Origin of the sequence: Dyella terrae (assembly GCF_004322705.1) — a bacterium.
GTDB classification, from domain to species: Bacteria; Pseudomonadota; Gammaproteobacteria; order Xanthomonadales; family Rhodanobacteraceae; genus Dyella_D; species Dyella_D terrae.
Genome location: NZ_SIZZ01000003.1, coordinates 202,875 through 215,421, shown reverse-complemented (window position 1 = coordinate 215,421; position 12,547 = coordinate 202,875). Strand labels below are relative to the sequence as shown.

Sequence of the window (12,547 nt, the reverse complement as noted above, 5' to 3'; positions counted from 1 at the left end):
GCCGGCGACAGGGGACCGCTCATGCATGCCTTGATCTACGCCGCCTTCCTGGCATGTGCCCTGCTCCTGGCACATACCTTCGTCGGCTACCCGTTGTGGGTGTGGCTGCAGGCGCGGCTGCGTCCGCAACCGATCGCCAAGGCGTCGCAGTTTCCGAAGGTGAGCATCATTCTGGCGGTGTACCAGGGCGCCGAACTGATCCGCGCCAAGCTGGCCAATCTTGAGACGCTGAGTTACCCGCCCGAGCAGATCGAAATCATCATCGTCTGCGATGGCTGCACGGATGCCACGGCCGCGCTCGCGCGCAACTTTGGCGATCCCCGCGTGCGAGTGCTGGAGTTCACCGAGCGTCGCGGCAAGGCCAGCTGCCTCAACGATGCCGTCGCGACGGCCACCGGCGAGGTCCTGCTGATGACCGACGTGCGCCAGAAGCTGGCGCCGATCGCCTTGCGCGAACTGGTCGCCAATCTGTCCGATCCCGACGTCGGCGCGGCGGGTGGCGAACTGCTCCTGGTGGATGCGCGCTCGGGCTTCGCCCACAGCGTGGATGCGTACTGGCGTTACGAGAAGCTGATCCGCTACTCCGAGAGCCAGTCCGGCTCGACCATCGGCGTCAGCGGCGCGCTGTATGCCCTGCGTCGCGACCTGTTCTGGCCTTTGCCGCACGGCACCGTGCTGGACGACGTGCTGATTCCCATGCGGGTGGCGGCAGCGGGCAAGCGCGTGGTGTTCGAGCCGCGCGCACTGGCCTGGGACAAGCTGGTGCAGCAGCCGCTGGAGGAACGTCGCCGCAAGATCCGCACCCTGGCCGGCAACTGCCAGCTGGTGCAGCTCGAGCCCTGGTTGCTGTCGCCATGGACCAATCCGCTGTGGTTCCGCTTCGCCAGCCACAAGCTGCTGCGCCTGCTTGCACCGTGGCTGTTGCTGGGCCTGACGCTGAGCGCTGCCCTGCTCGCCACGCGCCACACCCTGTGTGCGCTGGCGCTGGTCGCGCTGGGATGCGGCGCCTTGCTGGTGGTCCTGGGGCGCCTGGTGCCGGTGCTCGGGCGCTGGCTGCCAGTGCGCCTGGCCGTCGCCTTTTTCTACATGAATCTTTTTGCAGCGCAGGCCCTTTTGGCCTTCGCCCGACATCGGGGACTTCATCTATGGTGACCGAAGCGCAGGACAATGGCAGGGCTTCCGGTTTGCGCGGCGGCCTGGGCGAGCTGTGTTACAGCAGTGGCTTGCTGCATACGCTGCAACGCCTGCGCGCGTGGTGGCTGAAAGACCTGCGCGTGCTGGCCTATCACCGGATCATGCCGCTGCCCGATCCGGCCACCTACGATTTCGACCTGGAACTGATCAGCACCTCGCCCGAGCGCTTTCGCGAACAGATGATGATGCTGCGCGAGCGCTTCCGCCCGATGCGCCTGTCGGATGTCGCGCAGATGATCGAGGCGGGAAAAACCATCCCCGCCGACGCGGTGGTGGTGACTTTCGACGACGGGTACGACGACAACTACCACATCGCCTTTCCCATCCTGCGTGAGCTCGGCGTTCCGGCGACGTTCTTCGTTTCCACCGGTCACATCGATACCGGCAAACCCTATGCCTATGACTGGCTGGTGCACATGATCCTGCTCGCGCCCGCCGATGCGCGCCTGCGCGTGCCGGAGCTGGGCATCGATACGCCGGTACCCACGGAGCGTGAGGAACGGCGTGCGCTGGGCACGGAACTGCTGTCGCGCATGAAGGAAATGGACGCGCTCGCGCAGTCGGCCCTGATCGAACGCCTGCAACTGGAGTGGAACCTCCCCGCCGATCACACGCCGGCCGAATGCCGGCCGATGACCTGGGATCAGCTGCGCGAAATGCACGCGGCCGGCATGGAGATTGGTTCGCATGGCGTGCATCACCGCATGCTGTCCAAGTTGCCGCTCGCGGACATGGAATTCGAAGTGCAGCATTCGCGCGACACCCTGCTGCGCGAACTGGGCCCGGCGGTGGGCCTGATGTCGTATCCGGTCGGTGGCGATCGCGCCTTCGACGACGCCGTGGTGAAGGCCACGCGTGAGGCGGGTTTCGCCGTGGCTTGCAGTTACATTTGCGGCACCAATCCGGAACCGGCCTCCAATCGCTACTCGCTCTACCGGCTGCCGGTGGAGCGCAACATGGGCCCGGGCTGGTTCGCCGCCATGCTGACCATGCCCAGTCTGATGAGCTACCCCACCGCCAGCCGCGTGCCGGCGGAAGCGCAGGCGGAGCCATGTTCCTCCTGATCCTGCTGTACCTGGTCCTCACCATCATCCGGCCGCAGGATTACCTGCCCGGCCTGGAAAACGTGCCGCTGCTTCCGGCGGTGCTGGGCCTGGCATTCGCCAGCTGGATGTTCTCCCGGGACCGGACCTTCGCCGCGCCGCAGTTCGTGCTGCTTCCGGCCTTCCTCGTGGTGCTGATGCTGTCGCAGGCCACCAATGGCTGGGTCGGCGGCATGCTGGACGAGCTCAGCCGCTTCGGGCCGGCCGTCGCCGCGTTTTTCATCTTCGCCGCGGCGTGCACCTCCCGAAAGCGGGTCGTCACGTCGATGAGGGTCTTCGTGTTGTGCTCGGTGGTACTGGCCCTGCACAGCATTCAACAGGCCCAGACCGGCGTCGGCTGGACGGGCATCCCGCTGGGTGAGGAAGGCCGCGTGCAGTACGTCGGCATCTTCAACGATCCCAATGACCTGGGCCTGCTCTTTGTCGCCACGCTGCCGATGGCCTTCTTCCTCGCCCGCCAGGCCGGTGCGCTGATGAAACTGGCGTGGTGGTCCGGCGCCGCGCTGATGCTCTATGGCGTCTACCTGACCAACTCCCGCGGCGCCATGCTGGCAGTGCTGGTCGTGGCGGGCATTTATATCTGGCACAAGCGGGGGCTTTTCACCGCCGGCACCCTGGGCCTGGTCGGCCTGGTCGCCATGCAGGCCCTGTCCTCGCGCATGACCGAGCTGGACGCGGGCGAAGAATCGGCCAACGGTCGCGTGGAGGCCTGGTACGAAGGCCTGCACATGTTCCTTGAGAATCCGGTGTTTGGGGTCGGCGCCGGCAACTTCACCGATTACAACGAGTTGACCGCGCACAACTCCTTCGTCCTGGTGCTCGCCGAAACTGGCTTCGTGGGCTACATCATCTGGCTGGCTTTTGTCGGCTACGGCTTCTGGATGATGCTGAGCGTGATGCGTTACCGCCCCGGCGCCACCATGGATGCCGCACAGGCCAGCGACCTCGTTTTCGAGAAGCGCCTGGCCCTTACGTTGCTGCTTTCCTTGTGCGGCCTGTTCGCGGCGGCCTTCTTCCTGAGCCGCAGCTACATGATCGTGCTGTACCTGATCGCCGCCATGGTCACCGGCTACTACGTCGGTGCCCGCCGACGCCTGCCGGAACTGCCCAGCTTCAGCCTGGCCGAAGGCTGGTGGCGCTGGGTGCCGGCTTCGATGGGCAGCATCACCGCCCTCTACGTGCTGGTGGCGATCCTGCTGAGGACCGCCAAATGAGCGGCTGGTACGAAGCGGCCTTCCAGCGGGTGCTGTATCCCGCGTACGAGCGCGGCCTGCGCGGCCGCCATACGCTGGACTGGCTGGCTTCGTACGAGCGCGACCAGTGGCTGTCGCCGGAGCAGATCGCGGCACTGCAATGGCAGCGACTGCAGCGCCTGCTGCAGCACGCCTGGCGTGAGGTGCCCTTCTATCGCCAACGCTGGCAGGCGGCGGGCATCACGCCGGATGACATCCGTTCCATGGACGACTTCGCCCGGTTGCCGGTACTGACCAAGGCTGACATCCGCGAGCACTTCGACGATCTCAAGGCTCGTTCCGAGCGCGCCGGCATGCTCTACAAGGCCACCGGCGGATCGACCGGCGAACCGGTGCGCTTCGGCTACACGCGCGAAAGCAATGACCGCCGCACCGCCGTGATGTGGCGTGGCTACGCCTGGGCCGGCTCGCGCATGGGACGGCGCACGCTGTACCTGTGGGGCGGCGCCGTGGGTACGCCAACGCGCGCGCATCAGTGGAAGGATCGCCTGTTCAACGCGGCCTTCGCCCGACGCGTGCTCAACAGCTTCCACATGACCGATGACAACCTCGGCGAGTACGCCGATGCCATCGAGCAATACCGCCCCGAAGTGATCGTCGCCTACGTCGGCCCGCTGGTGCGACTCGCCCAATGGCTGCTGGACCAGAAACGCGTGCTCAGGCACAAACCGCAAAGCATCGTCTGCGGCGCCGAAGCCCTGCACGAATTCCAGCGCGACATCGTCCAGCGTGCCTTCGGCTGCCATGCGTTCAATACGTACGGGTGCCGCGAGGTGATGCTGATCGCATCGGAGTGCGAGCATCGCCACGGCCTGCACATCAATGCCGATCACCTGGTGGTCGAGCTGCTCGACGATCAGGGCCGGCACGCTTCCAGCGGCAACGTGGTGCTGACCGATCTCTACAACGACGGCATGCCCCTGATCCGCTACGTCAACGGCGACATGGCGACCATGGCTTCGCACGCCTGCGCCTGTGGCCGCGGCCTGCCTTTGCTGGCGCATGTCGACGGTCGCGTGCTCGATGCGATACGCACGCCTGACGGCCGCTACCTGCCCGGCGAATTCTTCCCGCACTTGCTCAAGGAAGTGCCGGGCGTGCAACGGTTCCAACTGGTGCAACGCCGGCTCGACCGACTGGACCTGTCCATCGTGCCGGGTAGCGCCTTCAACGCCGATTCGCTGGCCTTCATCCGCGCCGAAGCGGGCAAAGTGCTGGGACAGGAGGTAGAACTGCAATGCCATATGGTCGACGACATCCCGCTCACGCCCAGCGGCAAGCTCCGCGTGACGGTCTCGGAGCTGGTGTCGTGAACATCACGCACGTCGTCGAGAACCTCAATCGCGGCGGGCTCGAACGCATGGTGCTGGAGCTGGTGAAGCTGCAGCATCGACAAGGGCATCACTGTCAGGTGGTCTGCCTCTATGACCTGGGCGCGCAGGCGCCTGAACTGACGGCGCTGGGTATCCCGGTGATCGCCTGCGGCAAGGGCCGGGGCCTGGATCTGGGTGCCCTGCATCGACTGCGCCGTGCTATCCGCATGCACGGCACGGACGTCCTGCACACGCACAACGCGGTAGCGCATTACCACGCTGCCCTGGCCAGCCTTGGCGCGGGCGTGCCGACGCTGATCAACACGCGCCACGGCATGGGCAGCAACCCTCGCCCAGGCCGGCGTGAATGGCTCTATCGGCGTGCGCTGCATCGCACGCGTGCAGTAGTCACCGTCTGCGAGGCCGCGCGGCGCGATGGCATCGAACGCGGCATCGTTCCCCAGGCCAAGGCGCGCGTCGTGCCCAATGGCATCTGCGTGGAACGCTTCTTCCCGGCCTCGGACGAGATGCGTCACCACCTGCTGTCGGTGCTCGGCCTGCCGCCGCAGCGGCGCCTGATCGGCACCGTGGGTCGCCTTAACTGGGCCAAGGACCAGCGCGGGTTGATCGAAGCGTTCGCGCACGTACACAAGCAGTACGCCGACGCTGCGCTGGTGCTGATCGGCGATGGCGAGCTGCGCGCCGAACTCGAAACCTGCGCGCGTGAAGCGGGTGTCGCCGACAGCGTGCATTTCCTCGGCGACCGCACCGACGTGCACGACCTGCTGCAGGGACTGGACCTGTTCGTGCTGTCATCAGTCAGCGAGGGCTACTCCATCGCCCTGCTCGAAGCCTGCGCGGTGGCGCTGCCCATCGTCGCCACCGACGTCGGCGGCAACGCGGAAATCGTCCACGATGGCGCCACCGGCCTGATCGTGCCGCCGCGCAATCCGCCGGCCCTCGCCGACGCGATGCTGTCGATGCTGCGCGAATTGCGCCAGGCCACGACGTGGGGCCTGGCCGCGCGCGCCTGGGTGGAACAGCACGGCTCGCTCGAAGCCATGGCCGGGCGGTACGCGGCCCTGTATGCGGGGGCCGAGGAATGAAACTGAAGATCCTCGTGCTCACCAATCTTTTCCCCCACCCGTGGGATCCGCTGCGCGGCACCTTCAACCGCCAGCAGTTCGGTCGCCTCGGGCGCGAGCATGAGGTCGATGTGCTGACCGCCGTGGATTTTCGCGAGCGCATGCGTCGCCCGGCGGGCGAATTCAGCGCCGAGAACGTCAACACCGATCACTTCACGTTCTACTACCCACCGCGCTTTGGCCGCGCGCTGCATGCGTTGTGCTGGCTGCTGTGCCTGCTATGGCAGCGCGGCCGGAAACTGCGCGCCGCCAACTACGACTGCGTGCTGGCGAGCTGGGCGTATCCCGATGGCGTCGCGGCGGGTTGGGTGGCGCGGTACCTGGGCATTCCGTACGTGATGAAAGTGCACGGCAGCGACCTCAACGTGCAGGCCGCATTCGCCCTGCGCCGTCCACAGATCAGCCATGCGCTGCGCCACGCGCGCGCGGTGGTGACCGTGAGCAAGGCGCTGGCTGACAAGGCCACCGAGATGGGCACGGATGCCGCGCGCGTCCATGTGATCTACAACGGCGTCGATGCCGCCTTGTTCGCACCAGGCCCGCGTGCCGATGCACGGGCGCGCCTCGGCCTGTCGATCGATGAACCCCTGCTGCTCTACGTCGGGAACCTCAAGGAAACCAAGGGTTGCGTGGATCTCGTCAATGCGCTCCCCTCCGTGCTTGACCATCACCCCGATGCGCGCGTCGCCTTCGTCGGCTCCGGTGCCTGCCGCGCCGCGCTGCTGCACCGCGCGCAAGCCCTGGGCTGCGCGGATCGCCTGATGCTGCCCGGCGCCGTCGCGCACGACGCCCTGGGCGACTGGTTCCGCGCCGCCAGCGTGCTGTGCCTGCCCAGTCACAACGAAGGCGTGCCCAACGTGGTGCTGGAGGCCATGGCCTGTGGCGTGCCGGTGGTGGCGACGCGCGTCGGTGGCATTCCCGAAGTGGTTCCCGCGTATGCCGGCATCCTGGTGCCGCCGCATGACCCGGAGCGCCTGGCGGCGGCGCTGCTCGACGCGCTGGACGCGCCTTGGCAGGGGCAGGCCATCGCCGCCCATGCGCGCGGTTATTGCTGGGACGACAACATCGTGCGGCTGGATGCCATTCTGCAGGCGGCTGCGACCCGATCCACTGCTTCCATGGGTGCCGCCGCATGAAGTCACGCAAGCAGCAACTGTTGGATCTGTTGCCCGATTCGCTGGTGATGGTGCGAGGACCGCGCCGTGACGACGCCCGCTACCTCACCTTCGATGACGGCCCCGATCCGCAACACACCGCCCCCCTGCTCGACCTGCTGGCCAAACACGGCGTGAAGGCGAGCTTCTTCCTGGTCGGCAACAAGATCGAGCAATACCCGGAACTGGTGCAGCGGATGGTCGACGAGGGTCACCTCATCGGCAACCACTCCTACAGCCACTATTCGTTCCGACCGATGTCGCTGAAGAAGAAGCTCTACGAGATTTCACGAACCGACGCGCTCTTGCGCCCGTTCTCGCAGCGCACGCACCACCCGATGCGGCCCCCGCGCGGTGACCTGGCGCCGTCCCTGCTGCTGTACTTCGCCGCGCACCGCCGCAGCCTGGTGCACTGGTCGTACGACAGCCTCGATTTCCAGGACGAGGGCGAAGACGCCCTGATCCGGCGCCTGCGCCATTCGCCGCCGCAGGCCGGCGACATCGTGTTGATGCATGACGACAGCCACAAGGCGACCGCCGCCTTGAGCGTCCTGCTGCCGGAATGGCTGGCCCAGGGCCATCAGTTCCATGCTGTGCCGACGGTGCAGCCATGAAAATCATCTATCACCACCGCACGCGCGGCCGCCACGTCGAAGGCGTGCATATCCGCGGCATCGTCGAAGCGCTGCGTGAGCTGGGCCATGAGGTCAAGGTGATCTCCTTCCCCGGCGCCGACCCGGAGCATGAATCGCCCACCCAGGCATCGAGCAAGCGCGGGCGCGTGGCCGGCCTCGTGACGCGACTTCCGGGCGTGCTGTTCGAGCTGATGGAGCTGGCGTACAACGCCGTCACCTGGCTGCGTATGGGATCGGCGATGCGTCGCCTGCGCCCGCAATTAATCTACGAGCGCTATTCCTTGTTCCTTTTCACCACGGTGTGGATGGCGAAGCGGCGCGGCATCCCGCTGGTGCTGGAGATCAACGACTCCGCGCTGGTGCATCGCGTGCGGCCGCTGAAGCTGACCGCGATGGCGCGCCGTATCGAAGGCTGGTGCCTGCGCAATGCGACAGGCCTGGTGTTCATCTCGCACTACTTCCGGCGCGAGGCGGAGCAGGCGTACGGCAACATCGCGCCATCCGTGGTGTCACCCAACGCCGCCAATCTCCACCGCTTTGATCCACAGCGATTCGACCGCGAAGGCCTGCGCGACGAGCGCGGGCTGCGGGGTCGCGTGGTGTGCGGTCATATCGGCGTCTTCGCACACTGGCATGGCGTGGATGGCTTCGTCGAAGCCATGGCGCAGCGCCTGTCCGAAGCACCCAACCTGGCGCTGGTCTTCGTCGGCGATGGCGTGACGCTGCCGGCGGTGCGCGCCCTCGTGGCCGAGCGGGGCTTGTCCGATCGCGTGCTGTTGCCCGGTCGCGTGCCGCACGACGAGATCGCCTCGTGGATCGCCTGCATGGACTACGCCGTGCTGCCCGACTCCAATCTTTACGGCTCGCCGATGAAACTGTTCGAGCTCATGGCCATGGGCGTGGCCGTGGTCGCCCCCGATTACGCGCCGGTCGCCGAAGTGATCGCCGACGGGCATACCGGCTGGCTGTTCCCGCGCGGGGAAACCGACACCTGCGTGCAGCGCGTGCTTGACCTCGTGCAGCAGTCAGAGGAGCGTGCGCGGGTCGGAACGGCGGCGCGCGACTACATCGTGCGCGAACGGCAATGGCGCAATAACGCCCAGCAACTGCTGACCCTGGTCGACGGGGAGGTCGCATGATGCACGTCCTCTGGATGACGCTCTTCACGCTCGTGCTGTTGGGCATCTTCGCCGTGGCCCTGGCGATCCGTGCGCGCAACATGGAGATCTGGCTGGGCAGCTACCTGTTTCGCCGCAAGCCGCCGAAGGTCGATGGCCCGGTGCACGTGATGTTTTGCTTTGTCGACCATTTCGAACCGGCCTGGGGCAAGGTGCCGCTGGAGCAGCAGCGTGCGCGCGTGGACCGCTGGTGCCAGGACTATCGCCTGATGGCTGCGGACCATCGTGACGCGGACGGTCGCCATCCTCAGCACAGCTTCTTCTACCCGGAAGAGGAATACCTGGAGGAACACCTCGACAAGCTCGCCGCGCTTTGCGCCGACGGCTTCGGTGAAATCGAGATCCACCTGCACCACGACAACGACACGCCAGCCAACTTCCGCGCCACCATCGCCCGCTTCAATGACGTCCTGCATGGACGCCACGGCGCCTTGCCGCGCGATCCGCGCACCGGCGAACTGCGCTTTGCTTTCATCCATGGCAACTGGTGCCTGGACAACTCGCGCCGCGACGGCCGCTGGTGCGGCATCAACAACGAGATCGAGCTGCTGCGCGATCTCGGCTGCTACGCCGACTTCACGCTGCCCTCGGCGCCCAGCGACACCCAGACGCGCACGATCAACAGCATCTACTACGCCACCGACGATCCCGCGCGCCCGAAATCGCACAACACCGGCGTGCCGGTGAAAGTCGGCGTGCCGGCGAGCGGTGACCTGATGATCATCCAGGGCCCGCTGGGCCTGAACTGGCGCGACCGGCGCTACGGCGTGATTCCACGCATTGAAAGCTCCGACGTGCGTCGCGCCTGCCCGCCGACGCCCGAACGCGTCGATGCATGGGTGCGCACGGGCATCCATGTGGAGGGTCGCCCGGAGTGGATCTTCATCAAGGTGCACACGCACGGTACGCAGGAACGCGATATGGACACCCTGCTCGGCCCCGCCATGCACGCCATGCATCAGCATCTGGAAACCCGATACAACGACGGCAAGCGATACGTGCTGCACTACGTCACAGCGCGCGAGACCTACAACATCATCAAGGCCGCCGAGGCCGGCAAGCAGGGCAATCCCAACGACTGGCGCGATTTCGAACTGGCGCCACCCACCCATGTGAAGGCCGACGTGTCGTGCGCAGTGTCCTGATCTGTCATGCCAGTGATGCTTTTGATCGCCAGGGGCTGGCGGCGTGGCTGGCATCGTTTACCGATGTGGCTGGCATCGTGGTGCTCGACGAAACCCGGGCGCAGCGCGTCGCCCGGGTGCGCCGTGAGCTGAAACGGGTTGGCCCGCTGCGCATGGTCGATGTCCTTGCGATGCGTGTGTGGCAGAAGCTGACGCAGTCGTCGCGTGACCGGCATTGGACGCGCCATGCGCTCGCCCGTATGCATCGGCGCTATGGTGGCGTGCCGCACGTGCCGGAGATCGTGGCGTCGGACGTCAACGACCCCGCCGTGGTGGCCTTCGTGCGCGCGCTTCGCCCGGACTTCGTGCTGGCGCGCTGCAAGCAACTGATCCGCAAGAAGCTGTTGTCCGTGCCGGGCACGGGCATCTTCGTGCTGCATCCGGGCATATGCCCCGAGTACCGCAACGCCCATGGCTGTTTCTGGGCGCTCGCCCAGCGCGACCTCGCCCACGTCGGCATGACGCTGCTGAAGATCGACGCAGGCGTCGACACGGGACCCGTCTACGGTCACTACCGCTATGCGTTCGACGAACGCCACGAATCGCATGTGGTGATCCAGTATCGCGTAGTGCTCGAGAACCTGGACGCCGTCGCGCGACGGCTTGGTGAAGTCGTGCGCGGCGAAGCCCAGCCCATCGATGTGCATGGACGCATGAGTGGCGCCTGGGGCCAGCCGTGGCTCAGCCGTTACCTGCGCTGGCAACGCACCGTGCACGGCGCGACGCCATGAACATCGCCTCGCTCATGTATCACGACGTGGTGACGGCGGGACGGCCCGACGACAGTGGCTTTCCGGGTCCCGCCGCGGCGCATTACAAGCTGGACGAACAGGACTTTGCCGCGCACCTCGCGCGGCTTGCCAATAGCGGCCAGCGCTTCGTGCGCGTGGACGCCTCACCCTGGGCCACCGGCGACGCCTGCCTCACCTTCGACGATGGTGGCGCCAGCGCGGTGCGCATTGCCGGCTCGCTGAGCGAACACGGCATGGCGGGCCATTTCCTGATCACCACCTCACGAGTGGACACGCCAGGCTTTACGTCCGCGGCGCAGTTGCGCGCCATCGACGATGCGGGACACGTGGTCGGCAGCCATTCGCATACGCATCCCGCGGAGATCTCGCGATTAAGCCACGCCGCGCTGGATGCCGAGTGGTGCGAGAGCGTTGATCGCCTGCGCCAGGTTCTGGGCCATGATGTGCGGGTCGCTTCCGTGCCCGGCGGCTTCTATTCACGCGCCGTGGCCCAGGCAGCCGCCGCCGCTGGCATCCGCTATCTGTTCACGTCCGAACCCACGGTAGCCACGCAGCGCGTCGACGACTGCCTGATCCTTGGCCGCTACACCTTGTGGCGTGGCATGTCGCCCGCACACGCACTCGCGCTCGCCCGCGGCACGGACGCGCTGCGCCAGCGTCAGTGGCTGACGTGGAATCTGAAGAAACCCCTCAAGCGCGGCCTTCGACCGCTCTATCACTTCGTCCGGCGCGAATGGCTCAACGCACGTTGACGACCACCGCACCGGCGTCGCTGAAATAAGCCAGGCCGTCGCCGAGCATGGCCCGCCCCTGCAGCACCGACAGATCGTGCGGCATCGCCTCCTGCGCACTCTCCAGCCACGCCTTGGTAAAGATCTTGGCCCACTTGGCTTTCAGCTGGGCCGGTGACGTGATGGTCATGCCGGTGCGACCGGCATTGACGCGCATCGGGAAGGCCACGTGTCGTGCCGCTTCCTGTGGATCGTCCGCCAGCACCGCCTTGTAGAAACCCTGTACGTGCTGCTCGAACGCCGTGTCGCTCTTGTGCGTAATGTCTTCGTACCAGCGCTCAGGCGATTTGCTTGCCTGCCGAATCGACGTCAGCGACAGCGTGACCATCATGTGCTTGCCACTATCGTCGGTCAGCGTGCCGGTGAGCCCGGTGCTGTCGTCGAGCGACGTCGGCGCATGTCCGTCGCGCGACGGCCCACTGAACCCCAGCTTGAACACGCCGCCCTGGGCGTCTTTCAACTGCGGCTTCGCACCCAACGTTCCGAGCAGTGGAAGATCGACCAGATCACTGCTGCGAAAATAGTGACTGCCGGGCAACACTTCGTCGCCACGCACCACCAGGGAAAGCCCGATGCGCGCACCACCCGCCTTGCCGGTGTAACTGGCAATGACGACGGGATCGGAGACATTGGCGGCATGTGCCGCAGGCTGGGTAAATGTCGCAGCAACGAGTGCCGCGCAGAGCCAGAGCGCTTTCATGGAGACTCACTGCTATGGGCCGGCCCGTGAGTAGGCCCGTCCGCAGCCCCGGGGTCAATGCGCCATAAGATGATTTTTCGTGCGCGGGTGCGCAGAGTTGTGTTTCTATCGATAGATACGTGACGGGGATTCATCTTTGTTGCAG

12 protein-coding genes are annotated in these 12,547 nt (G+C 66.2%); 11 read left to right on the top strand and 1 reads right to left on the bottom strand.

The genetic code is table 11. From position 1 onward, the window contains the following. The first annotated feature begins 21 nt into the window (after positions 1–21). The 11 genes from EYV96_RS16450 to EYV96_RS16400 are packed head-to-tail and all read left to right on the top strand — an operon-like array spanning position 22 to position 11,663. The gene (locus tag EYV96_RS16450) at positions 22–1,152 is read left to right on the top strand and encodes a glycosyltransferase family 2 protein (RefSeq protein WP_131152658.1); all 1,131 of its coding nucleotides are present in this window, start codon (positions 22–24) and stop codon (positions 1,150–1,152) included. Next, positions 1,146–2,258: a polysaccharide deacetylase family protein gene (locus EYV96_RS16445; RefSeq protein WP_131152657.1), complete on the top strand. Its 1,113-nt coding sequence runs from the start codon at positions 1,146–1,148 to the stop codon at positions 2,256–2,258. The genes EYV96_RS16450 and EYV96_RS16445 overlap by 7 nt, the downstream gene beginning before the upstream one ends. Continuing rightward, positions 2,246–3,511 (top strand): O-antigen ligase family protein, encoded by a 1,266-nt coding sequence (locus EYV96_RS16440; RefSeq protein ID WP_131152656.1) that lies wholly within the window; start codon positions 2,246–2,248, stop codon positions 3,509–3,511. The genes EYV96_RS16445 and EYV96_RS16440 overlap by 13 nt, the downstream gene beginning before the upstream one ends. Next, a complete protein-coding gene (locus tag EYV96_RS16435) occupies positions 3,508–4,863 on the top strand; it encodes a phenylacetate--CoA ligase family protein (RefSeq protein WP_131152655.1) in 1,356 nt (451 codons plus the stop codon). Before EYV96_RS16440 ends, EYV96_RS16435 begins: the two co-directional genes overlap by 4 nt. Next, positions 4,860–5,969 (top strand): glycosyltransferase, encoded by a 1,110-nt coding sequence (locus EYV96_RS16430; protein WP_131152654.1) that lies wholly within the window; start codon positions 4,860–4,862, stop codon positions 5,967–5,969. The genes EYV96_RS16435 and EYV96_RS16430 overlap by 4 nt, the downstream gene beginning before the upstream one ends. Then, positions 5,966–7,144, top strand: a complete 1,179-nt coding sequence (locus EYV96_RS16425) for a glycosyltransferase (protein ID WP_131152653.1) — start codon at positions 5,966–5,968, stop codon at positions 7,142–7,144. The genes EYV96_RS16430 and EYV96_RS16425 overlap by 4 nt, the downstream gene beginning before the upstream one ends. Then, complete coding sequence (locus EYV96_RS16420; RefSeq protein WP_131152652.1) at positions 7,141–7,776, top strand: polysaccharide deacetylase family protein; 636 nt, start codon at positions 7,141–7,143, stop codon at positions 7,774–7,776. The genes EYV96_RS16425 and EYV96_RS16420 overlap by 4 nt, the downstream gene beginning before the upstream one ends. Further along, positions 7,773–8,936 carry a glycosyltransferase family 4 protein gene (locus tag EYV96_RS16415; RefSeq protein WP_131152651.1) on the top strand — a complete coding sequence of 388 codons (1,164 nt, stop codon included), beginning with the start codon at positions 7,773–7,775 and terminating at the stop codon, positions 8,934–8,936. Before EYV96_RS16420 ends, EYV96_RS16415 begins: the two co-directional genes overlap by 4 nt. Beyond that, complete coding sequence (locus EYV96_RS16410) at positions 8,933–10,120, top strand: hypothetical protein (protein ID WP_240732630.1); 1,188 nt, start codon at positions 8,933–8,935, stop codon at positions 10,118–10,120. The genes EYV96_RS16415 and EYV96_RS16410 overlap by 4 nt, the downstream gene beginning before the upstream one ends. Further along, entirely contained in the window at positions 10,105–10,890 is a 786-nt protein-coding gene (locus EYV96_RS16405) for a formyltransferase family protein (RefSeq protein WP_131152650.1), read from the top strand. Before EYV96_RS16410 ends, EYV96_RS16405 begins: the two co-directional genes overlap by 16 nt. After that, positions 10,887–11,663 (top strand): polysaccharide deacetylase family protein, encoded by a 777-nt coding sequence (locus EYV96_RS16400; RefSeq protein ID WP_131152649.1) that lies wholly within the window; start codon positions 10,887–10,889, stop codon positions 11,661–11,663. Before EYV96_RS16405 ends, EYV96_RS16400 begins: the two co-directional genes overlap by 4 nt. Here EYV96_RS16400 and EYV96_RS16395 read toward each other — a convergent pair. Further along, positions 11,650–12,402: a hypothetical protein gene (locus EYV96_RS16395; protein ID WP_131152648.1), complete on the bottom strand. Its 753-nt coding sequence runs from the start codon at positions 12,400–12,402 to the stop codon at positions 11,650–11,652. The two genes, EYV96_RS16400 and EYV96_RS16395, sit on opposite strands and share 14 nt — an antisense overlap. Positions 12,403–12,547 lie beyond the last annotated feature (145 nt).

What these genes read in the sequence shown, in the direction of transcription:
- EYV96_RS16445 (WP_131152657.1), top strand. Translation starts at nt 1,146, where the DNA reads ATGGTGACCGAAGCGCAGGACAATGGCAGGGCTTCCGGTTTGCGCGGC.
- EYV96_RS16450 (WP_131152658.1), top strand. Translation starts at nt 22, where the DNA reads ATGCATGCCTTGATCTACGCCGCCTTCCTGGCATGTGCCCTGCTCCTG.
- EYV96_RS16410 (WP_240732630.1), top strand. Translation starts at nt 8,933, where the DNA reads ATGATGCACGTCCTCTGGATGACGCTCTTCACGCTCGTGCTGTTGGGC.
- EYV96_RS16420 (WP_131152652.1), top strand. Translation starts at nt 7,141, where the DNA reads ATGAAGTCACGCAAGCAGCAACTGTTGGATCTGTTGCCCGATTCGCTG.
- EYV96_RS16415 (WP_131152651.1), top strand. Translation starts at nt 7,773, where the DNA reads ATGAAAATCATCTATCACCACCGCACGCGCGGCCGCCACGTCGAAGGC.
- EYV96_RS16395 (WP_131152648.1), bottom strand. Translation starts at nt 12,402, where the DNA reads ATGAAAGCGCTCTGGCTCTGCGCGGCACTCGTTGCTGCGACATTTACC.
- EYV96_RS16425 (WP_131152653.1), top strand. Translation starts at nt 5,966, where the DNA reads ATGAAACTGAAGATCCTCGTGCTCACCAATCTTTTCCCCCACCCGTGG.
- EYV96_RS16435 (WP_131152655.1), top strand. Translation starts at nt 3,508, where the DNA reads ATGAGCGGCTGGTACGAAGCGGCCTTCCAGCGGGTGCTGTATCCCGCG.
- EYV96_RS16400 (WP_131152649.1), top strand. Translation starts at nt 10,887, where the DNA reads ATGAACATCGCCTCGCTCATGTATCACGACGTGGTGACGGCGGGACGG.
- EYV96_RS16440 (WP_131152656.1), top strand. Translation starts at nt 2,246, where the DNA reads ATGTTCCTCCTGATCCTGCTGTACCTGGTCCTCACCATCATCCGGCCG.